Here is a 20,326-nt window from a genome sequence, read left to right as displayed (position 1 = left end):
AAATGTCCTCCTTATTTTTCCTCCAGATAGTTATAAACCGGCTGTGCTGCATTCAATGTCAGGTCTGTCAGGATATGGGATGCCGATACTACTTCCAATACGGGAAGGTCGGCAAGCGGCGCCAGTGCGTGTTCGAATAATTGCAGTCTTGCAGGGCCGCTCCATGCCCCCTTCACGTTGATATCGGTTATCTGAGTGCGCACGAGATCGCAGATTCTGAGATTCCCTTCATAATCTGTTGCCATCTTGACCATGAAATTCGGCCGGCAAATCTCTTCAAGCGCTTCTTCCTTCGCCATTTCAGCATGCTTATATCCCATGGTGGCCGTTGCGACACGGAGTGAACCATAATCAAGGGTTCCAACCAGGGTGTCGGAATCGACATAAAGCTTTGGAGCACCCAATTTTTTCGGATAGGCCGTCAGCTCCCTGCCGCTTGCAATAGCAGGGAAATTATCCACGTACATCGAGTGCACATAATCACCCTCTTCGCCGTTGAAGCGGACAGGGATGACCTGGCCTGATTCTGTATATGCACCCAGACCAGTTACATCCGGCATCCACATGACCTCGAATTTCACGAGGGGTTCATGGATTTCCAGTGGTTCCGGGACGGCTTCACGCAATGCCTGTTCATCCGTCCGATAGAGGATCGTCAGGTATTCCCGGTTGATGAATTTGTATGCCGGATATGGATAAGCCGGTGCTGTTAATGGAGTTGTTAAATTTTTCGAAATGGTATTCACATCAATTTTCATCGTGATCGCACCTTCCATCATAGTGAGTGAGGTTCACTGAACTGAACCTCTACCATGAGCTTACTCCTTCATTTACATTTAATCTAATACATAATAATATATAGATATATTTATCCCAGTAAATGTTTTGAAGGAGCATGATGGATGGAACTTCTACAACTCAAATATTTTCAGACTGTGGCCTATACCGAGCATATTTCGAATGCCGCCAAACAGCTTAAGATTGCCCAGCCTTCCCTGAGTCTGACCATAAAACGACTGGAAGATGAACTGGGGACGTCGCTATTCGATCGAAAAGGGAGGAATATCCAACTGAGTTCTTCCGGTAAGATCCTCTTAAAACATGTGAACCGTATCTTTATTGAACTGGAGAATGCACAGGCTGAAATTGAACGTGAAGAGCATCACCTTGCCCACATGATCAAGATCGCCATATCCAACCCCCGGTTCCTCTCCGGCCTGATCAGTGAGTTCATCAATCGCGCTCCTGAGACAACGATCATTCAATCCATCAGGGGGAAAACCGATATCCTATCAAGTTTGAAACGAGGGGATATCGAACTGGGCATAGCAGGTGATACGGTACAGGATGAAGAGTTGGAAAGCTGTTTGCTTGTGAATGAAGATATTGTTCTGGCACTTCCCTCCAATCACAGATTGACTGGGGAAGCCGAACTCTCGCTTCATCACGTGGCCGATGACCCCTTCATCACCCTGGCAAATAACGAAGAATACCGCACATTTACGTCCATGCTATGTGAACGTGCTGGTTTCATCCCCAAATCAGCATTCGAAGTAGATTCGAATCTGTTGGTTGAAATCATCAAACTGGATCAAGGAGTGGCACTCCTTCCTGTTTCTAGTTGCAGGACGCTTGGATTGAATTATCGTCCATTGGCGGATCATTCAGCTACTTACCCGGTCAGATTATATTGGAGAAAGAACAAGGTAATGACCTCTTCGACGGATGATCTTCGTAATTTTATCGTTTCATATTATAAAGAGCACCATGACTTATTCAGGATCTGATCCGTCCCTACGGATGGCACTTCTAAAACAAAAAAACACCTCTCTGGATGAAATACATCCAAAGAGGTGTTTCTCTCTATCAGTTTATAGTCCGCATTTGAGCTGTGCGCCACAGTTTGTGCATGTGTTGCATCCACCCATGTCTTTGACTGTCCCTTTACGGCAGACCGGGCATGTGTTGCCGACTTCCGATCCGATGGTCACATCAGTCGAGCGCACATCCTGGATCGTGTCTACAAGGACAACGGGTTTTTTCGCTGTTTCTACAATGGTTTCCTCTTCATCGTCAAAGCTGTTTTCTTCCGCTTTGAGGGTGAGGACCTGTGAATCACGGCTTCCGTCTACATAAACGGTACCGCCTTTAGCGCCACCTTTATAGAGGCGTTCGTACACTTTTTGCACCTGCTCCACTGTGTAACCGCGCGGGGCGTTGACCGTTTTGGAGATGGAGCTGTCAATCCAGTTCTGGATCACACATTGAACGTCCGCATGTGCTTCCGGTGCCAGGCTCATGGATGAAACGAACCACTCAGGCAGTTCATCTGCACTGGCTCCTGGATTTCTTGATAGATAATCTTCCACAATATCCGCTTTGACTTCGATGAATTTACCGAGTCTTCCGCTTCTATAATACGTGAAGGAGAAGTATGGCTCAAGACCTGTGGATACTCCTACCATCGTTCCGGTTGATCCTGTCGGTGCAACCGTCAACAGATGGGAGTTACGGATTCCGTGCTCCAGGATCCCTTCCTTCACATCTTCAGGCATTTTCTCCATGAAGCCCGTCTGTGTGAAGCGTTCACGGATGGCTTGTGTTTCAGCATCTGTGCTTCCGATCAGGAACGGGAAGCTTCCTTTTTCTTTGGATAGCTCGATGGATGCACGATAGGCTGTCGTCGCGATGACCTCGAATACTTCATCAACGAGCTTATTTCCTTCTTCTGAGCCGTATTCTTTCTCACAGTAGATCAGAAGATCGGCAAGTCCCATGACACCGAGACCGACACGGCGTTCACCGAGTGCCTGTGTTTTATTCTCATCAAGGAAGTATGGAGTCGCATCAATGACATTGTCCTGCATGCGCACCCCGACTTCGACTGTTTGCTTAAGCTTCTCAAAATCAACGGTTTTCGCATCCTTATCTGCGAATTCAGCGAGATTGACAGCTGCAAGATTACATACGGAATACGGAGCCAAAGGCTGTTCTCCACAAGGGTTGGTTGCCACGACTTTTTGACCGTATGCTTTTGCATTCGTCATATCATTGGCATTGTCGATGAAGAAGATTCCAGGTTCTGCAGAGTATGTGGCACATACGTTGATCAGATTCCAGAGTTCCTTCGCCTTGATCTTGCGGTAGGTTCTGACTTTATAGCCCATCTGTTCCCATTCGCGAACGTCCCCGACATTATGCCACTCTTCATTATAGTATGCCATCGTGTCGGCGTCATAGCTTTCCACATCCGGGAAGCGAAGCTCATACTCTTCGTCATTCTCGACTGCATCCATGAAGTCGCTTGTGAGGCAGACTGAGATGTTGGCGCCGGTGAGGAACTCCGGATTGTGAACGCTGTAGGTTCCACCGGTGTTCAGCTTCTCTTCTGCACCCCTCAGGATCTTCTCATCAAAGCCTCCATAGCCTGGGATGTGTCTGTAGTTCAGGATCCCTTGATACATCGCTTCTTCCTGCTCGGTGAGCGGTGTGAATTTCAACTTATCCTGGGCCGCTTTCTTGATGGTCTCATCTTCCGTATTCTCAAGCAAATAGCGGAGGATGCGTGGATTTTGCATCTTGGAGATGATAAATTCCACGATATCCGGGTGCCAGTCTGATAGCATGATCATCTGGGCACCACGACGTGAGCCGCCCTGCTCGACAAGGTGAGTAAGCTTGGCAATATCATCAAGCCACGATACAGATCCTGAAGATTTACCGTTCACGCCTTTCGCCAGCGTATTGCGTGGGCGCAGTGTAGAACCATTGGTACCCACCCCGCCTCCACGGCTCATGATTTCCATTACCTGTTTCCGGTGTTCGGATATACCTTCACGTGAATCCTGCACAAACGGCATGACGTAGCAGTTGAAGTATGTAACATCCGTTCCTGCCCCTGCCCCATAAAGGACGCGTCCTGCCGGTACAAAGTGCAGGTTCACCAATTCATGATAGAATTTCTCGAACCAGACTTGCTTCAGTTCAGGAGTTTCTTCCACTTCCGCCAGACCTGTTGCGTTACGCTTGGCAATCTGCTCGTAGAATACTTCAAGGGGCTTTTCAATGACGTCCAGATTACGCAGGACGATGCCCGTTTCCATTTCCTCCGGCTTTTCGATTGCACTCCGGTATTCTTCTTCGATCCAGACGTGGGCCTTTTTGTTCTCAAAATCGATCTCTTTGATATATCCAAGGCCGCGTGCCGGGAACTTCGGATCTTCCTTGATGGTCAGAACAACGAAGTCACCTGCTGAGAGGGTGATTTTTTCGGTATCCTTGAATGAGTATCGGTCGATCATCACCAGGCGGGATACACCTTTATGGGTAGTCTTCATGTCCGGGGTGATCTCGTGCACCTGTGGGAACAAACGGATATCTTCATTCAATCTCTCAATGTTTAAACTCATATTTTCTTTCGACGCAACAGTCATATCGACAACTCCTTCTAGCTCTATGTTTCTCTGCGATACATGATGGTTTGATTTCCTTAACTAACGTTATCACAGCGACTTTAGAAAAGCAACAATAAAACACAACATATAGTGGTCAGAATTTTAAGTCCCACACCATATGTTGTGCCGAGGTTCATTTCGCCCTTCATTTGTCAAGTGGACAATCCTTCAAGAACATTAGAAAAAAGGAGATTAACCGGAATAAACCATCGGAAATCGACCCATTTCTATGATTTTCAATGTTGATATTATCCAATACCCGACAAACTTTGAAATAGCGGGCATTTATTCTATTTCCTGCAAAAAATAAAAATTATCTTTTGTAATTCCACTCGTCGGACTCGTAGCGTTCCTTCGCGAGCTTTTCTACATATTGTGTCTCTTCGGGTGAAAGCTCATATGGTTCCAATCCGATTCCGAGACCGTCTTCGAACCCTTTCTTGAAGGCGTCCTTGGCCATCTCCATGGTGATCGGTTCCGCACTGATCTCATTCATGGCGACGGCCTTGCTCTTGAATGCGCGCTGCATGCGTTCTTTCACACGATCATTCGGATAGTTGAAGAGGCTGAAGAGCTTGTCTTCGTCCAGGTCAAGGAGGATGGATCCGTGTTGAAGGATGACCCCCTTCTGTCGTGTCTGGGCACTGCCGGCCACTTTCCGGCCTTCCACCACGAGCTCATACCAGCTTGGCGCATCGAAGCAGACGGCTGAGCGTGGATTCTTCAATCCTTCACGCTCCTCAGCCGTTTTCGGCACGGCAAAATATGCTTCCAGACCGAGCGCCCGGAACCCTTGTAAAATCCCCTCGGAAATGACGCGGTACGCTTCCGTTACCGTCTTTGGCATATCTGGGTGATCTTCAGAGACGATGACGCTGTAGGTAAGTTCGTGCTCATGAAGGACGCCCCTGCCTCCTGTCGGTCTTCTCACAAAGCCCAGATTATGCTTTTTCACATTTTCCATGTTGATCTCTTTCTCTACCTTTTGGAAGTATCCGATTGAGAGGGTCGCCGGGTCCCAGCCATAGAATCGGATCGTGGGAGGGATCTTCCCTTCGCTGTGCCAGTCAAGGAGCGCTTCATCCAATGCCATATTGAAAGAAGGGGAGCAGTGACCGGAATCGATGAATCTCCATATTTCCTTTTCCATTATGCATACCTCATTCTTAAATTTGCAGTATTATGTATCGGTCACAAATGCAGACCGTTCTAATCCGTTACTTAGTCTATCAAATACCCGGTAAAAAACAAAGAGAAACCGATTGGAAAGTGTTTGAACTTTATTTCAAAAATCTTTTGATTATGTTTGCCATCATGAATATAATAGTAGATAGCGCATTTGTAGAAAGGAGCATGAATGGATGGAAGCTTTATATATCCTATTGATTGTAATCGGTGCAATCGCAGCGTATTCACTCATTACATATTTCAATCAAAAAAGAATCGTCAACACACTCTCAGAGGAAGAGTTTCGCGCAGGCTACCGTAAAGCCCAGCTGATCGATGTCCGCGAAACCAATGAATATAACAACGGTCATATTCTTGGCGCCAGAAACATTCCACTTTCTCAACTGAAAATGAGACAAAAAGAAATCCGTAAAGACCAGCCCGTCTATCTCTACTGCCAGAGCGGCATGAGAAGCGGCAGGGCGGCTCAAATGCTCCGTCGTCTCGGATACCGTGATCTCCATCAATTAAAAGGTGGATTCAAAAAATGGACCGGGAAAATCAAGCACAAAAAATAAAGCCTTCCGGGTGCCCATCAGGGTACCGGAGGCTTTTTTCGTTTGTAATAAGAGGTTGAGACAAAACGTAAGAGCGTCATGTAGTGACCAACACAATCCGCATAGGCTCTTGACACCGCTCATGATTTCCGTGCAAGACTTCGCCGCGGGTAGCGCGTGAGCCTCCTCGGCAGGCCTTCTCACATCAGCTACTATTCCCGCTCGAGTCTCCGTCTTGCACTCCAATCAACCGCTGGATCCGTCATGCTCATGAAATAAATGAAAAGCCCGGATTCATTTGCCTTACCTCCAGCAAATGAATCCGGGCTTATTATGACTGGAGCATGGTTGTCCCAGCCTCTTCCTTCTTTTTACATATTAAACTTCTTTCTGATATCGAAGTACAGGCTTTCGTGCCGCCAAGGTTTCATCCATGCGTTTCACAACAGTCGTGTGAGGAGCTTCCTGGACGATTTCGGGATTTTCTTCCGCTTCCTTCGCAATCTGGATCATGGCATCGATGAAGGAATCCAAGGTTTCCTTCGACTCGGTTTCCGTCGGTTCGATCATCATGCACTCTTCTACATTCAATGGGAAGTAGATGGTAGGCGGATGATAGCCGAAGTCGAGGAGGCGCTTCGCGATATCAAGGGTACGCACCCCGAGTTTCTTCTGACGTTTTCCGGAAATCACAAACTCATGCTTGCAATGGCGGTCATATGGAAGGTCGAAGTGAGGAGCAAGCCTTCTCATCATATAGTTGGCGTTCAGTACGGCATTCTCCGTCACGGCGCGCAGACCATCCGGCCCCATCGTCCTGATATACGTGTAGGCACGGACATTGATCCCGAAGTTCCCGTAATATGGTTTCACTCTTCCGATACTTTCAGGACGGTCATAATCGAATACAAAGTCTTCTCCCTGTTTGACAAGGATCGGCTTTGGAAGATAAGGAATCAAATCTTCCTTCACTCCGACCGGACCACTCCCAGGTCCGCCTCCCCCGTGGGGACCTGTGAACGTTTTATGGAGGTTAAGATGGACAACGTCAAAGCCCATATCCCCCGGTCTTGCTTTAGAGAGGACCGCATTGAGGTTCGCACCATCGTAATAGAGCTTGCCGCCGGCACCGTGGATGATGGAAGCCATCTCCAGGATATTCTCTTCAAAGAGCCCGAGGGTGTTCGGGTTCGTAAGCATCAACGCAGCCGTATCGTCACCCACCACCCGCTTCAGATCTTCGAGGTCAACGAGGCCGTCTTCATTGGACTTGACCGTAACGGTCTCGAAACCTGCAACCGTCGCGCTCGCCGGGTTGGTGCCGTGGGCAGAGTCGGGAACGATGACCTTTGTACGCTGGGTATCGCCATTCGCTTCGTGGAAGGCGCGGATCATCATAAGCCCGGTCCATTCCCCATGAGCTCCCGCAGCCGGCTGGAGGGTCACTTCATCCATCCCGGTGATTTCTTTCAGATGTTCCTGGAGGTCATACATGAGACCAAGTGCCCCTTGCACGCTTTCAGGCTCCTGAAGTGGATTGATATGGGCAAATCCATTGAGGCGAGCCACATATTCATTCACCTTCGGATTGTATTTCATCGTACATGACCCAAGCGGGTAGAAGCCGGAATCGACTCCGTGGTTGCGCTTTGAAAGAGCCGTATAGTGACGCATGATATCAAGCTCGGACACTTCAGGAAGATCGGCTTCCTCTGTGCGGATGAATTCTGCCGGAATCAGATCTGATAGATCTGCCGCCGGAACATCCAATTCAGGAAGGCTGTATCCTACGCGTCCTTCTTTAGTGAGTTCGAAAATAAGAGGCTGATCCTTCTTATGCATGATAATCCCCCAATTCTTTAGCAAATGCATCGATTTCTTCTTTGCTGCGAAGTTCCGTGACGGCAACGAGCATATGGTTGGCGAGCGTTTCGTCCGTAAGACCGAGATCATATCCCCCGATCATCCCTTTTTGGATAAGATGAAGATTGAGATCCCTGACCGGCGCCTTCAATTTGACGACGAATTCATTGAAGGAAGGTCCTTCGAATGCCAATTCGAGTCCGACTGACTTCATGGCATTTTTGGCATAGTGGGCTTTTTGGATGTTCTGGATCGCCATCTCTTTAACCCCCTGCTTCCCGAGTGCCGTCATGGCAACGGAAGCCGCCAGGGCGTTCAGCGCCTGATTCGAACAAATATTGGACGTCGCTTTATCGCGACGGATATGCTGTTCCCTTGCCTGAAGGGTCAGAACGAACCCACGGACACCATCTTCATCCACCGTTTGACCGACAAGGCGACCCGGTACCTTCCGCATAAGCTTCTTGCTGACGGCAAAATAGCCGCAGTGCGGTCCGCCGAATGCGCTAGGAATCCCGAACGGCTGCGCATCCCCGATGACGATATCGGCACCGAATTTGCCCGGTGGTGTGAGTGCGCCGAGTGCAAGAGGGTTGGAAGAGACGACAAACATCGCTTTCGAACCATGAGTGATGGCTTCAATCGCCTGAAGATCCTCGATACTTCCGAAGAAGTTCGGATATTGAACAATCACAGCTGCCACGTCGTCACCGATGAGGTTCTCGAGCCCTTCAAGATCTGTCACTCCATCTTTATGGGGAATTTCTACTACATCGATATACTGACCTTTCGCATAAGAGCGCAGGACATCTTTGGATTCAGGATGAACCGCCGCTGATACAAGCACCTTCTTGCGACGGGTCTGACCGGCTGAAAGCATGGCGGCTTCAGCAAGGGATGTACCTCCGTCATACATGGAAGAGTTGGCTACGTCCATTCCTGTCAGCTCACAGATCATGGTCTGAAACTCGAAAATCGCCTGGAGTTCCCCCTGTGAAATCTCCGGTTGATACGGCGTATAGGCCGTATAGAATTCAGAACGTGACAAAACATGATCCACGATGATCGGCATGTAATGGTCATACACACCCGCCCCAAGGAAGCTTGCATGACTCCTGAGATCGGCATTTTTAGCTGCCAGGGCTGTCAGCTCCTTGACGAGTTCCGTCTCGGATTTCGCTTTTTTAATATTATAATCGCCTTTGAAGCGGACTTCTTCTGGAATATCTTCGAAAAGGGCATCGACGGTGTCGACTCCAATGCTGTCCAACATTTCTTTTTGATCCTGATCTGTCATCGGTAAATAACGATGCTTCATGAACGTCAGTCCTCCCTATTTGCCAGTTCTCTTATAGAATGGTGTCTTCACTACAACGGCTTTCAATTGTTTATTCCGGATCTCCACGATCACTTCAGTGCCGGGCTCGGCAAATTCCTTACTGATAAGTGCAAGACCGATATTCTTCTTCAGTGTCGGCGACTGGGTACCGGTTGTGACCTCCCCGATCAGCTCTTCCCCTGAAAATACACTGTATCCATGACGAGGGATACCGCGGTCGATCATTTCGATCCCGACCAGTTTACGAGGTGCCCCTTCTTCCTTTTGTTTGCGAAGGACTTCCTGGCCGATGAACGGGATGTCTTTATTCACCTTCACCGCAAAACCGATTCCCGCTTCGATGGGCGTGATTGTCTTCGACAACTCCTGTCCATAGAGTGCGAGATTCGCTTCGAATCGCAAAGTGTCTCGGGCACCAAGGCCGCAAGGTACGATTCTTTCCTCTTCACCCGCCTGAAGGATTTCCTTCCACAGAGCCGGGGCGGAATCCGATGCACAATAAATTTCAAACCCGTCTTCCCCTGTGTAACCTGTTCTTGATACGAGCGCTTCGTGACCGTTGATCATGACCTCATCCTGGAACTTGAAGAACCCGATGCTGCCGAGATCTGTATCGGTTAGCTTCTGGAGGATCTTCTCCGCCAGCGGACCCTGAATGGCAAGCTGGGCGATTTCGCCTGAACGATTCGTCAGCTCGACCCCTTCGGTTGCATGATGGATGAGCCATTCGTAATCTTTCTCGATATTGGATGCGTTGACCACAAGGAGATAATCGTGATCTTTCCGTTTATAGACGAGAAGGTCATCGACCGTCCCTCCGTCTTCGTAGCACATGGCGGTGTACTGAGCGCCTCCGTCCTTCAATTTGGACAGATCATTGGTCATCATCCGTTGAAGGTACTCAAGGGCACCCTCTCCTTTCACCGTGATCTCGCCCATATGGGAGACATCGAAAAGACCTGCACGGCTCCTTACGGCTTCATGCTCGTCTTTGATCCCGGAGAATTGTACGGGCAAGGCCCATCCTCCAAAATCGATCGTCTTTCCTCCATACTCGCGGTAAAGATCGTGTAAAGGCGTTTGCTTCAGTTCTGACATGGCGATTCCCCCTTTAGTGGTTACACTGCATTCTTTTGCATGAAAAAAGGACAGAGAAGCCCCTTTTCAATAAGTGGGCTTCTCTGTCCTGGCACCTGAAAGTTTACCGATTCATACGGCTTTCCCCTTTGGTGGTCCCCATCCGGGACGCTCTCCAGAGTTGCGTCCGACAAGAGTCTTTTTGCCTGAGAGATTCACATCTTGATGCTTGCTCCTTCGGCGCTGCAGACTGCAGTCTCTCCCCTTGTCATCATTCGCCAATATTCCTTGCAATAATTGGTCATACTAAAGATATAAAAGAAATGCAGCAGATGCTAATGTTCGGATTTAGATCATTTTTGTAAGATTGTAAATCTATTTTCATCCTACCATTAATCAATTGTTCCGGGCAATCAATTTTTGCAGAAAAAAAGGAGTTGTTTTTATATGAATGTAGATATCATATTCGATGAGGGATGGGGAGAAAATCTTGAAAGCCTTATCACAAATGACGGGCCATGGGGAAGTTTCGACCTCTACAAACTCGCCGTCGAATTCGAGCACCATCTCGCAATTCCGAACTTTGAGGGGCTGCAGGCACCGAAACATTTGGCAAATGTCACTCCCCTCCCCCATCAGCTCGAAGCTGCGAGGCAGGTGGTGGAGACCATGAACGGAAAAGCGATCCTTGCAGATGAGGTCGGACTAGGGAAAACGATTGAAGCAGGACTTGTCCTCAAGGAATACATGATCCGTGGACTGGTGAAGAAGGTGCTCATCCTCGTGCCGGCGTCCCTGGTATCCCAGTGGTGCTATGAGTTGAACACAAAATTCTTCATCCCTGCCGTCCCCCAGCGGAAAAGTTACGTCTGGGACCAGTGTGATATTGTCGTATCTTCCATGGATACGGCCAAGAGAAGCCCTCACCGTGAAAAGGTCTACGAACAGGATTATGATCTCGTCATCATCGATGAAGCTCATAAACTGAAGAATCACAAAACGAAAAACTATGAATTTGTTCAGAACCTGAAGAAAAAATTCTGCCTTCTTCTGACAGCAACTCCCATCCAGAATCGGATCGAGGAAATCTTTCATCTTGTTTCCCTCCTGAAGCCTGGACACCTCGGAAGCGAATCAGGTTTTACAGACCGGTACAAAAATGGAGACCGTTCCCTTGAGGATGACGACCATCTGAAGAACTTGATCAACAAGGTGATGATAAGGAACCGAAGGAATGATACGGGTATCGAATGGACGAAGCGCCATGTAAAAACAGTCCTGATCGACTTTTCACATGGCGAGAGGGACCTGTACGACAGCTTTGATCTTCTGCGTGGCCGCTACGATGACTGGGCGGCGTCGAGCTCATTCTCCCTCCTCACCCTGCAGCGGGAAGCATGCTCCAGCCGGGAAGCCGTATACTTCACGTTAAAGAATATGCTCGCCAAAAAGGACGATCCTTCAGAGGGATTCAAGCAAGTCATCGGAACGCTCATGCAAAAGGTCGAGAACGTCTCCGTCAACTCCAAGGCAAAGAAAGCCCTGGAGCTGATCCAATCCATCGACGATAAAGTGATCATCTTCACTGAATACCGGGCAACCCAGATGTATCTTCAATGGTTCCTGAAGCAGCATGGTATCACATCGGTTCCTTTCCGGGGCGGGTTCAAGCGCGGGAAAAAGGACTGGATGAGACAATTGTTCCAAAATCACGCCCAGGTTCTCATCGCCACGGAAGCCGGCGGGGAAGGAATCAACCTTCAATTCTGTCATCACGTCATCAATTTCGACCTGCCGTGGAATCCCATGAGACTTGAGCAGCGGATCGGACGGGTCCACCGTCTCGGACAGACCGAGGATGTTCATATCTATAATTTCGCCACAAAAGGAACCGTCGAAGAGCATATCCTCACCCTGCTTTATGAAAAAATCAACCTGTTCGAGCGGGTGATCGGCGAACTTGATGACATCCTGACCCGACTCGATTTCAAAGAGTTTGAAGATCATATGACGGATATCTTCGCCTCCTCAAGAACCGAGGGTGAAATGAAGATCAAAATGGAAAATTTGACGAGCATGATTCAATTTGCAGAACAGATGAAGGAGGAGAAGGCCGATGCAGCAGCACGAAATACATCGATTTCTTGAACGGTATTTTCATGCGAACGGATGTGAACTGAAGGCAAGCGGTGATGGCTATATGACCGTCCAGCTCACGATCGAGATGGATAAAGAGCTCATGAATCGCCCATTCTACTGGCATTATCTCGAAAAGACCGGCGGGGAACCGAATCCCATGGCACTAAATCTGATCACCGATCAGGAAAAGGCGCCGGAAGGACTACAGGGGGAAGTCATCCATTTCGGTTCACCCCGACTGCACCAGATTTTCCGCTCCACCCGGAGTCTCGCAGGGTATACCCGGCTCTATGAGGACAGGGCGGGGTTCGGCCAGCAACAAATCCCGCTTCATCCGTGGCTCGGTATGAACGTCAAGATCTCCTATCAATCGAATCGTAAGAAGGATACGTTCCGGAGCATCGGCCTCAATCTGATCAATGGCATGATGAAGGAAGGATTTCACGATGAACTCCTCACCCTCAAGCTGACGCCGAAGATACCGGATCTCTGCTTCACCCTGACCCCGATCATCCGCCCCAAAAGTGGGATCGGACGCATCCAACAGCAACTGCGGGATGAAATCAGCTGGGAGTCGACGGAATGGGCAGAATCAGCCCTTGCCTCATGGAAGGAAGACCGGGAGCTGTTGGACCACTTTTATAAAGAGGTCGAAGAAAAGCCCGAATCCTACTTCCTTGAACAAGCTGCCCTAAAGGATCAATACGAACCGAAGATCGAAATCGAAATCATCAATGGGGGGATCTTTTACCTTCAGCAGTGACACATAAAGAGATTAGGTCAAAACGAAAAAAGGACCATGTAATGACAAACAATAGTAGGACTGATTCCTAGTAACCCTTATGATTTCCGTGCAAGACTTTGCTTTCCGCGGCTAGCTCGTGAGCCTCGCAAGCCTGCCCGGCGCCACTTTTCCCGCCGGATCCATCGTCTTGCACTCCAATCAACCGCTGGAAACAGTATAAGCGTAATGGCCATGAAACAAAGTAAAAACCCGAATTATTTTGCCTGATCATCAGCAAATGAATTCGGGTTTTACTATGACTAGAACATGTTGTCTCAGCCACTTTTTATTGATTCCTATTTTTTTTGAAAAACAGCCCGACCGCATAAGGAATGATGCCGAACCACCGATACAGGAATGGTTCCTTCCGGGTCTTGCGCTGCTTCCTGATTGTTTTCCGCTCCTGGGGTGATTTGTTATAATGCTGAACCACGGTCTGGGTCAAGAATTTGACGTAGTCATTTACAGACATCCTGCCACCACCTTCACCCATCCAGTATGCCCAGGTTTCCATGCTTTAATTCCTGCCGAGGAGGGAGAGGATCTCGCGTGTGACCGCCTCTTCATCTTTTCCGCCGGTGTCCACCTCATGGGTCCTCGCTTCCTCATATAGGGGAATGCGACGACTGAACAGACTCTCCACTTCATGACGGGGATTCTGTGCAAGGGGTCTGTCGGGATCTCCTTCAAGCCGCTCCCACAGGCTTTCGAACGGAGCGGACAGATGGATCACACACCCGCTTTCTCCAAGCAGTTTGCGGTTCTCCTTCCTCTCGACGATCCCTCCTCCCGTCGTGATGATGCACGCTTCTTTCAGGAGCTTTGACAGGACACCCGTTTCGAGATCACGGAAATGCCCTTCGCCGAAACGCTCAAAAATCTCGCGGACAGGCATCCCCTCCTGCTCGACAATGTATTCGTCCATGTCCACAACATGAAGGCCGACCTTTTCGGAGAGTATATGCCCGATTGTCGTTTTTCCTACTCCCATAAATCCGATAAGCACAATTGATTCCATAATCTACTTCCAATCCACTATCTTTTTTGTGTCCTTATTATACACGACTACGACCGGAAGAAAAACCTCACCGGGCTGATTCAATCTCACTTCCATTTGCTTGAGGTCACCAGAATCCTCCAGATAGTCCACGCTCATCGTGCCGAAGCTTCCCTTCCGCAGTCCATCGACACCACCTCCTGCTTCCATTTCATAAAGGACGGTCTGGTACAAGCTGATTTTTCGTTCGTACACGTTCTGCATATTGGTCAAGTACCGGTATTTACTCACATAAAGATCTTTCGAAGCGACGGCCACGGTCAAGATGACAGACAAGAACAACAGCGTGAACGGCAAGATGAATCCTTTCTCATTCCCCATAATAAAAGAACTCTCCTTCAAGCTTCTTCCCATCAAGGAATACTCCTTCTATCCTGACACCGCCGTCTATCGCATTGAAACTGAGTCCGGAAAGCTTCTGAAGGACCACTTCATGGCCTTTATCATTCACCCGTCTCCTGATGGAATCCTGATATTTTTCATACGTGACCTTCTCTCCATTCAGAATGAAAGAAAACCCTGAATTCGTTACAGTCATCCCTCGGGATTTCCACGTCTCTTGCCTTACACTCTCGTTGAATAATGTCCATTGGTAATACGGAGGCGGGAGCATTTCCTCCCGGACGAGGGAGAAGCCCTTGATCACCAACGGGATGGAAAACGAAATCAGACATACGATAAAGAAGGAAAACAAGGCTTCAAGCAGGGTGAATCCACGCTCATTCCACAGAGCTGCATACTTTCTTGACGTCACCACCCCTCTGCATTTCCACGCAGATCGATGATGCTCCTCCTTCCCAATACCTCGTATAGTCGACACCTCCATAGGATTTCGAGCTCCTTTCATACTTTTTCGTGACCATGGCACGTTCAACCCCCTCCTCCATCCACTTCAGCGCTTCCACCTCGGACTGCTTCTCCCTGAGCAGGACGGCCTGGTTCATCAATAGGGGAAGGAAGATGCCGGTGATCAGCAGCAGACAGCTGAATGCCACGAGCATTTCGGGGAAGGAGAATCCATCATTTCTTCTGAACATAATAACGCCCCTGTCCGATTTGAAAGGTCAATTGATACTTGGTCCCGCCACGCGCAAAATTGACGCTGCCGAATCGATTGGTATTTCCGTTCGGATAGAACGTGATGTCGTACAACGTGCTGGATTTGATTTCGAAACCTTCCTGGAGTTTTCGATTGAATAACGTTTCATTCAGAACATTTTTCGCGATATAGGACCCATTCTCGGAATAAAAGGTAAGACGGACGGGAATCTGGTAGCGGAACGCATAGCTTTGAACGTAGGCGAGGTCGGATTGAAGCTGGGAGACGAAGACCTCTTCATCCGTTGAAGCCTTCGTCGGACTCACGGAAAACACAACCCATGTCAGCAGGACGCCCGTCATGAATAGGACGAGGAGCATCTCCACAAGGGTGTACCCCTTTTCCTCCCGCATCCTACGAATCGCTTACCTCTACATCACCATTCTGACTGATCGTGATGGCCCTCCCATCGGGACATGCCTTGTACTCATCCTTCAAGTACCCTTCTGTCACAAGATTCTGGATCGTGACTTGCCCCGTATTTCCGTCCATTTTATACGCTTCTACCTGTCCTTCCACCATATTCACAAAGGCCTCACAGCCTTTCGCATTGATGGAACCGCTCTGTTTCGTCACATTCGGGATTGCGATGAACAACAGGACCGAGATGACCAGGAGTACGATCATCATCTCAATGAGGGTGAACCCTCTTTCATCTTCTAATAGGTGTTTCACGTTTATTCCCCTTTCTGAACTCATACTCCCTGCATCATTTGGAACAGGGGCATCATGATTGAAAAGTAAATGGCCATGATGAATAAGCCGACAAAACTGAAGATGACTGGCTGGATATATTTAAGGAGGGCACCGCTCCTTTCTTCGAGTTCCACAAAGCACATATCCCCGTAGAGCTGCAATTCTTCCGGCAGCCGTCCGTTCGATTGACCGTGGTGGATGATATAGGCGACCTCCGACTGAAAAAAAGGGATGGCACCTGCACACTCATGGAGGGACATACCCGACTTCAAGCCCTGTATGAGCTCGCCGGATACATATTGAAGGGTCGGTCGGAAGGTTTGTTGTTCAATGATCCTGAGGGATTCGGTGATGGACACACCATTGCTCAGTAGAAACCCGAGTTCCCTTGCAAAGAAGTGGGTGTGGGCAAGTTTGAAGAAGCGGGATAGGAAAGGAATCCTGCTCGTGTGGATGGAAATGGTGACCGGGGAGATCCGGTGACGGAAAAAGAAAAGAATGACCCCCGCTGATAGAAGGACAGCAAGGATTCCCGCGAGCAGGAGGGGGACGGCTTTTACGAACGAGAGTAAAAGCTGCACGCCAGTGGAAGGTTCATAACCCATGGAGCTGTAGAGGGTTTCAAATTTCGGAAAAAGCACATTCCGGAGGAGGACCATCATCATTCCGGCGATGATGATGAGCATCAAGGGATACTGGATGACCCGCTTGAGCCTCTCTTGATTTTTCTGCTTCTGCAGGAGGTAATCCCCTGCACCCATGAGGGTTGCTCCCATCTGCCCGTGGAACTCAGCAAAATAGATCTGGGCGCTCACATGGGTGGGGAGTGAGAGTTCTTTCGTGATGACCTTGGAAACCTGCACGCCTTCCTGCAGGGCATGGAGGATTCGGGTCTTCAAGACGGTGGCAGCAGGATGATCGGGTATGAGAAGGAAGTCCACGGCCTCACTGAATGTATATCCCTTCTCTAGGAGGGAACCCATACGCTTCAGGAACTTTCCCTGCTCATCCCTTTTCTTCATGTATCCATTTCCGATACTCAGATTCCGGAACATATCCGAGGGCCACCCCCTTCCGGATGAGCTGCTTCAGCGTCAGGTATCGATGGTCGACCTTTTCACCCTTTGCTTCCATCAGTACATTCTTCAGTTCTTTGCCCGTCAGGATCTCGAAAACCGTAGCCCGGTTGGTCCTCTTCCCTTCAGCCAGGCATTCCCCGAAGCAATCATTTCCGCATACCGGGCATTTCAATCGAAGCAGCCTTTGGGCAGAAACCGCCAAAAGGGTCTGTTCGATGTCATGCCATTTGATTCCGAGCTCCATGAGCCGGTAGATGGCACCCTTCGCATCCCGCGTATGGACAGATGAGAGGACGAGATGTCCGGTGAGGGCTGCCCTGACGGCAATTTCTGCGGTTTCTTTATCCCGTATCTCCCCGACCATGATGATATCGGGATCATGGCGGAGAATCGCTTTAAGACCGGTTGAATACGTGATACCCGCCTTTTCATTCACTTGAATCTGGACCATCTCATCGTGCGCCTTCTCAACAGGATCTTCTAAGGTGATGACGTTGCGGTTGAGGGAAACGGCACAATGGTGGACAAGGGAGTAAAGGGTGGTCGTCTTCCCGCTTCCCGTCGGTCCGGTAAATAGAATAAGACCGTGGGAGTGCATGAGCAGGGCGACGAGTTTTTTGGCTGATGACGGATAGAGGGACATATGCTCGATGGGGATTTGATAGCGTTCAGGGAGGATACGGATGACGAGGCTTTCTTTGAGATGGGTGGTCGGAAGGGTGGATACCCGCAGTGCCAGGGGGACCCGTGAGATGAAATGGGTGTAGGAGCCGCTTTGGGGCTTTCGCTTCTCTGCGATATCCATGGAGGACATGAACTTCAGATGGGCGATGAGGCGCTCGGCCTGGTCTTCGTCGATCGTCTTGAAGGGGACGAGTGTTCCGAGCTTTCTGAATTGAATGAGGTAATCATTCTTTCGGGGAACAAGATGGACATCTGTTGCATGACTGCGAAATGCTTCCGAAATCATCCGTTCGGAGAAGGTTTCGACAGAGTGGATGATGAATCACACCACCTTTCAGTAGTCTTGAAGATATATATACGACAAAAAATCCGAAAATCCTGCAACGCTCTCCCATTTTTTTCGTTTGCTCTGATCAATTCGAAAGGCCCCGTCCAATTGGACGGGGCCCATGGGTCAGGCTGCTTTCTTCACTTCGTCGTTCTTTCTGTCTTTCTTCTTTTTCCCCTTCAGGGACTTCACCACACCTGCCAATCCTTTCGGGAAGCCCAAGAGGACGACGATATAGAGGAAGCCGAGGAAGATCGTCCAGCGCTCGAAAATCGGGTAGACCGATGCCAGCTCCGAGAGATAGTGGCGCATGAACTCTATGATGCCGGCCCCGATGATGGGACCGATCAGCGTCCCGAGACCGCCGATCATGGTCATGAGCAGGGCATCGAGGGTCACTTCGATGGAGAAGACGCTCACATTGATGAATCGTAGCGAGACCGCATACAGGGCCCCGCTCAATGCGGCCACCATGCCGGACGTGACACTCGCCATAAGCTTGTAATGAAGCGTCTTGAACCCAAGCGCTTCCGTCCTGTACTCATTCTGGGAAATGGCCTTCAGGACCTTCCCCGTCGACGAGGAGGTGAATAACTTCAACAGAATGAAGATGGACGCCATGACCATCAAGGTTACATAATAGAAGCTCATGCGATCTTTGAACACATCCGGCACAGAGAATGTAAAGCCGTCCCCTCCCATGGTCAGCCCCCTCCACTTCTCGGCAAGAACCAAGAACAGCTGAGAAACGGCCAGGGTGAGCATGGCGTAGAAATGGCTCTTTAGACGAAGGGACAGGAGACCGATCACATAGCTCACCGCGGCTGAAAGGACGATTCCGATCAGGAGTCCAATGATGAAGTTCCCCAGTGTGGCCTCATGATTATTGAACATGAGGGCCACGCTGTAGGCACCCAGGCCGAAGAACATGCAGTGACCGAAGGAAACGATCCCTGTATACCCAAGAAGGATATCGAAACTCATGGCGAATATGGCGAAAATGAAAATCTGCGTGAACATGATGAGCATGCTCCTCGAATCATTGACAAAAGGAAACAGCATCAAGGCCACCAAGCCTGCCATCCCCCCGTAAAGAGGGATGCGATTCGTCTTGCTTTTCATACGGCTCCCCCCTTTTCCCCCATGAGTCCGGTCGGCTTCACCAGTAAGACGAAGGCAAGGAGCAGCATGTTAAGGGCAAGGGAAAGGTCTGGAATGTAATAGGCCATAAACGCGCCCAGGACCCCGACGATCAAGGAGGCGAGGGCAGACCCCTGGAGGCTTCCCATTCCGCCGATGATCACCACGATGAAAGCAAGGACCGCATACTGCATCCCCATCTCGGCAAATACGACACCTGAATACGGGGCTAGGAGGGCACCGCCCATTGCCGCCATGGCAGATCCGAGAAGGAACACAAATGTAAAGATGGCTTTGACGTTGATCCCCATGGCCTGCACCATTTCCTTATCGATGACCCCGGCCCGGATCATGAGGCCGATCCGTGTCTTACTTAATAAAAGCCAAAGTGCGGCGTACATGATGACTCCCACTACGATCACAAACAACCTGTATTTGATGAGGATCACTCCCCCGTCAAATTGAAAACTTCCCTGCAGCCACTCCGGAAGATTCACTCTTATGGGATTCGGTCCCCATAAGATCTTGATGCTCTCTGTCAGGACAAGCATCCCTCCAAGGGTGATGAGGAGCTGCCTGACATGGTTTCCATAGACCGGCCGGATCAAAAATCGTTCCAATACGAGGCCGAGAACCATTCCGATCAAAATCGCCGCCGCTACCGACAAGAAAAAATTCCCTGTTTCATTGAAAACCCAAGCCCCCATGAATGCTCCCCATACGAAGAGCCCCCCATGGGCAAAATTCAAAACGTCCATCAAGCCGAAGATCAGCGTCAGACCCGCTGCGAGGAGGAAAATCAGCAGTCCCGTCGAGATGCCGTTCACCAATAGATTAATGATTACGTCCATACTTGATCCACT

The 20,326-nt window shown here is 49.5% G+C and carries 21 protein-coding genes and 2 riboswitches; of the genes, 4 read left to right on the top strand and 17 right to left on the bottom strand.

All coding sequences use genetic code 11. The features are described 5' to 3' along the window. Positions 1–11: 11 nt before the first annotated feature. On the bottom strand, positions 12–758 hold the full coding sequence (locus tag AF331_RS02455; RefSeq protein WP_053427749.1) for an acetoacetate decarboxylase: 747 nt from the start codon (positions 756–758) through the stop codon (positions 12–14). A 144-nt stretch (positions 759–902) separates the two neighbouring features. Here AF331_RS02455 and AF331_RS02450 point away from each other — a divergent pair, with 144 nt between their 5' ends. Next, positions 903–1,787 (top strand): LysR family transcriptional regulator, encoded by an 885-nt coding sequence (locus tag AF331_RS02450; RefSeq protein WP_053426608.1) that lies wholly within the window; start codon positions 903–905, stop codon positions 1,785–1,787. A gap of 84 nt (positions 1,788–1,871) precedes the next feature. On the opposite strand, the gene AF331_RS02445 is transcribed toward AF331_RS02450, so the two are convergent. Both AF331_RS02445 and AF331_RS02440 read right to left on the bottom strand, forming a co-directional pair. Beyond that, entirely contained in the window at positions 1,872–4,433 is a 2,562-nt protein-coding gene (locus tag AF331_RS02445) for a vitamin B12-dependent ribonucleotide reductase (protein WP_053426607.1), read from the bottom strand. Positions 4,434–4,767: 334 nt separating this feature from the next. Further along, positions 4,768–5,604 (bottom strand): lipoate--protein ligase family protein, encoded by an 837-nt coding sequence (locus tag AF331_RS02440; protein ID WP_053426606.1) that lies wholly within the window; start codon positions 5,602–5,604, stop codon positions 4,768–4,770. Positions 5,605–5,815: 211 nt separating this feature from the next. Here AF331_RS02440 and AF331_RS02435 point away from each other — a divergent pair, with 211 nt between their 5' ends. Next, positions 5,816–6,199 carry a rhodanese-like domain-containing protein gene (locus tag AF331_RS02435; protein ID WP_053426605.1) on the top strand — a complete coding sequence of 128 codons (384 nt, stop codon included), beginning with the start codon at positions 5,816–5,818 and terminating at the stop codon, positions 6,197–6,199. A 357-nt stretch (positions 6,200–6,556) separates the two neighbouring features. On the opposite strand, the gene gcvPB is transcribed toward AF331_RS02435, so the two are convergent. Genes gcvPB through gcvT form a run of 3 tightly spaced genes read right to left on the bottom strand, consistent with a single transcriptional unit; the run spans position 6,557 to position 10,478 of the window. After that, positions 6,557–8,020, bottom strand: coding sequence for an aminomethyl-transferring glycine dehydrogenase subunit GcvPB (gene gcvPB / locus AF331_RS02430; RefSeq protein ID WP_053426604.1), 1,464 nt, complete (start codon positions 8,018–8,020; stop codon positions 6,557–6,559). Then, positions 8,013–9,359, bottom strand: a complete 1,347-nt coding sequence (gcvPA, locus tag AF331_RS02425) for an aminomethyl-transferring glycine dehydrogenase subunit GcvPA (protein WP_053426603.1) — start codon at positions 9,357–9,359, stop codon at positions 8,013–8,015. Before gcvPA ends, gcvPB begins: the two co-directional genes overlap by 8 nt. A gap of 15 nt (positions 9,360–9,374) precedes the next feature. Continuing rightward, complete coding sequence (gene gcvT, locus AF331_RS02420; protein ID WP_053426602.1) at positions 9,375–10,478, bottom strand: glycine cleavage system aminomethyltransferase GcvT; 1,104 nt, start codon at positions 10,476–10,478, stop codon at positions 9,375–9,377. A gap of 81 nt (positions 10,479–10,559) precedes the next feature. Continuing rightward, positions 10,560–10,638, bottom strand: a riboswitch (glycine riboswitch). A gap of 3 nt (positions 10,639–10,641) precedes the next feature. After that, positions 10,642–10,732, bottom strand: a riboswitch (glycine riboswitch). Between the two features lie 172 nt (positions 10,733–10,904). On the opposite strand from gcvT, the gene AF331_RS02415 reads away from it, so the two are divergent. Next, positions 10,905–12,605 (top strand): DEAD/DEAH box helicase, encoded by a 1,701-nt coding sequence (locus AF331_RS02415; RefSeq protein ID WP_053426601.1) that lies wholly within the window; start codon positions 10,905–10,907, stop codon positions 12,603–12,605. Beyond that, the gene (locus AF331_RS02410; protein WP_053426600.1) at positions 12,574–13,359 is read left to right on the top strand and encodes a YqhG family protein; all 786 of its coding nucleotides are present in this window, start codon (positions 12,574–12,576) and stop codon (positions 13,357–13,359) included. The genes AF331_RS02415 and AF331_RS02410 overlap by 32 nt, the downstream gene beginning before the upstream one ends. A 307-nt stretch (positions 13,360–13,666) precedes the next feature. On the opposite strand, the gene AF331_RS02405 is transcribed toward AF331_RS02410, so the two are convergent. From AF331_RS02405 to AF331_RS02355, 11 genes are all read right to left on the bottom strand, one after another. Next, positions 13,667–13,894, bottom strand: coding sequence for a YqzE family protein (locus AF331_RS02405; protein ID WP_317950150.1), 228 nt, complete (start codon positions 13,892–13,894; stop codon positions 13,667–13,669). 3 nt (positions 13,895–13,897) lie between these two features. Beyond that, positions 13,898–14,398 carry a shikimate kinase gene (locus tag AF331_RS02400; RefSeq protein WP_053426599.1) on the bottom strand — a complete coding sequence of 167 codons (501 nt, stop codon included), beginning with the start codon at positions 14,396–14,398 and terminating at the stop codon, positions 13,898–13,900. 3 nt (positions 14,399–14,401) lie between these two features. Further along, positions 14,402–14,758, bottom strand: a complete 357-nt coding sequence (locus AF331_RS02395; RefSeq protein ID WP_053426598.1) for a hypothetical protein — start codon at positions 14,756–14,758, stop codon at positions 14,402–14,404. Then, on the bottom strand, positions 14,748–15,191 hold the full coding sequence (gene comGF, locus AF331_RS02390; RefSeq protein WP_160316477.1) for a competence type IV pilus minor pilin ComGF: 444 nt from the start codon (positions 15,189–15,191) through the stop codon (positions 14,748–14,750). Before comGF ends, AF331_RS02395 begins: the two co-directional genes overlap by 11 nt. Then, positions 15,157–15,474 carry a hypothetical protein gene (locus AF331_RS22290; protein ID WP_053426596.1) on the bottom strand — a complete coding sequence of 106 codons (318 nt, stop codon included), beginning with the start codon at positions 15,472–15,474 and terminating at the stop codon, positions 15,157–15,159. Before AF331_RS22290 ends, comGF begins: the two co-directional genes overlap by 35 nt. Then, entirely contained in the window at positions 15,458–15,889 is a 432-nt protein-coding gene (gene comGD, locus AF331_RS02380; protein ID WP_053426595.1) for a competence type IV pilus minor pilin ComGD, read from the bottom strand. The genes AF331_RS22290 and comGD overlap by 17 nt, the downstream gene beginning before the upstream one ends. A 1-nt stretch (position 15,890) precedes the next feature. Then, entirely contained in the window at positions 15,891–16,235 is a 345-nt protein-coding gene (gene comGC / locus AF331_RS02375; protein WP_053426594.1) for a competence type IV pilus major pilin ComGC, read from the bottom strand. Continuing rightward, a complete protein-coding gene (gene comGB, locus AF331_RS02370) occupies positions 16,232–17,287 on the bottom strand; it encodes a competence type IV pilus assembly protein ComGB (RefSeq protein ID WP_053426593.1) in 1,056 nt (351 codons plus the stop codon). Before comGB ends, comGC begins: the two co-directional genes overlap by 4 nt. Next, the gene (gene comGA, locus AF331_RS02365; protein WP_162838959.1) at positions 17,238–18,311 is read right to left on the bottom strand and encodes a competence type IV pilus ATPase ComGA; all 1,074 of its coding nucleotides are present in this window, start codon (positions 18,309–18,311) and stop codon (positions 17,238–17,240) included. The genes comGB and comGA overlap by 50 nt, the downstream gene beginning before the upstream one ends. Positions 18,312–18,449: 138 nt before the next feature. Beyond that, positions 18,450–19,445: a branched-chain amino acid ABC transporter permease gene (locus AF331_RS02360; protein ID WP_053426591.1), complete on the bottom strand. Its 996-nt coding sequence runs from the start codon at positions 19,443–19,445 to the stop codon at positions 18,450–18,452. Then, the gene (locus tag AF331_RS02355; RefSeq protein ID WP_053426590.1) at positions 19,442–20,314 is read right to left on the bottom strand and encodes a branched-chain amino acid ABC transporter permease; all 873 of its coding nucleotides are present in this window, start codon (positions 20,312–20,314) and stop codon (positions 19,442–19,444) included. The genes AF331_RS02360 and AF331_RS02355 overlap by 4 nt, the downstream gene beginning before the upstream one ends. Positions 20,315–20,326: the final 12 nt, after the last annotated feature.

This window comes from Rossellomorea marisflavi, from assembly GCF_001274775.1.
Lineage (GTDB): Bacteria > Bacillota > Bacilli > Bacillales > Bacillaceae_B > Rossellomorea > Rossellomorea marisflavi.
The sequence above is the reverse complement of the archived record's forward strand: the minus strand, read 5'-3'. Positions and strand labels throughout refer to the sequence as shown.

Coding starts and splice junctions, on each gene's coding strand:
- AF331_RS02450 (WP_053426608.1), top strand. CDS start 903: ATGGAACTTCTACAACTCAAATATTTTCAGACTGTGGCCTATACCGAG.
- AF331_RS02405 (WP_317950150.1), bottom strand. CDS start 13,894: ATGGAAACCTGGGCATACTGGATGGGTGAAGGTGGTGGCAGGATGTCT.
- AF331_RS02445 (WP_053426607.1), bottom strand. CDS start 4,433: ATGACTGTTGCGTCGAAAGAAAATATGAGTTTAAACATTGAGAGATTG.
- AF331_RS02455 (WP_053427749.1), bottom strand. CDS start 758: ATGAAAATTGATGTGAATACCATTTCGAAAAATTTAACAACTCCATTA.
- AF331_RS02410 (WP_053426600.1), top strand. CDS start 12,574: ATGCAGCAGCACGAAATACATCGATTTCTTGAACGGTATTTTCATGCG.
- AF331_RS02400 (WP_053426599.1), bottom strand. CDS start 14,398: ATGGAATCAATTGTGCTTATCGGATTTATGGGAGTAGGAAAAACGACA.
- comGC (WP_053426594.1), bottom strand. CDS start 16,235: ATGAGTTCAGAAAGGGGAATAAACGTGAAACACCTATTAGAAGATGAA.
- gcvPA (WP_053426603.1), bottom strand. CDS start 9,359: ATGAAGCATCGTTATTTACCGATGACAGATCAGGATCAAAAAGAAATG.
- comGB (WP_053426593.1), bottom strand. CDS start 17,287: ATGTTCCGGAATCTGAGTATCGGAAATGGATACATGAAGAAAAGGGAT.
- AF331_RS02435 (WP_053426605.1), top strand. CDS start 5,816: ATGGAAGCTTTATATATCCTATTGATTGTAATCGGTGCAATCGCAGCG.
- AF331_RS02355 (WP_053426590.1), bottom strand. CDS start 20,314: ATGGACGTAATCATTAATCTATTGGTGAACGGCATCTCGACGGGACTG.
- AF331_RS02440 (WP_053426606.1), bottom strand. CDS start 5,604: ATGGAAAAGGAAATATGGAGATTCATCGATTCCGGTCACTGCTCCCCT.
- AF331_RS22290 (WP_053426596.1), bottom strand. CDS start 15,474: ATGTTCAGAAGAAATGATGGATTCTCCTTCCCCGAAATGCTCGTGGCA.
- comGD (WP_053426595.1), bottom strand. CDS start 15,889: ATGCGGGAGGAAAAGGGGTACACCCTTGTGGAGATGCTCCTCGTCCTA.
- gcvPB (WP_053426604.1), bottom strand. CDS start 8,020: ATGCATAAGAAGGATCAGCCTCTTATTTTCGAACTCACTAAAGAAGGA.
- AF331_RS02415 (WP_053426601.1), top strand. CDS start 10,905: ATGAATGTAGATATCATATTCGATGAGGGATGGGGAGAAAATCTTGAA.
- AF331_RS02395 (WP_053426598.1), bottom strand. CDS start 14,758: ATGGGGAATGAGAAAGGATTCATCTTGCCGTTCACGCTGTTGTTCTTG.
- AF331_RS02360 (WP_053426591.1), bottom strand. CDS start 19,445: ATGAAAAGCAAGACGAATCGCATCCCTCTTTACGGGGGGATGGCAGGC.
- gcvT (WP_053426602.1), bottom strand. CDS start 10,478: ATGTCAGAACTGAAGCAAACGCCTTTACACGATCTTTACCGCGAGTAT.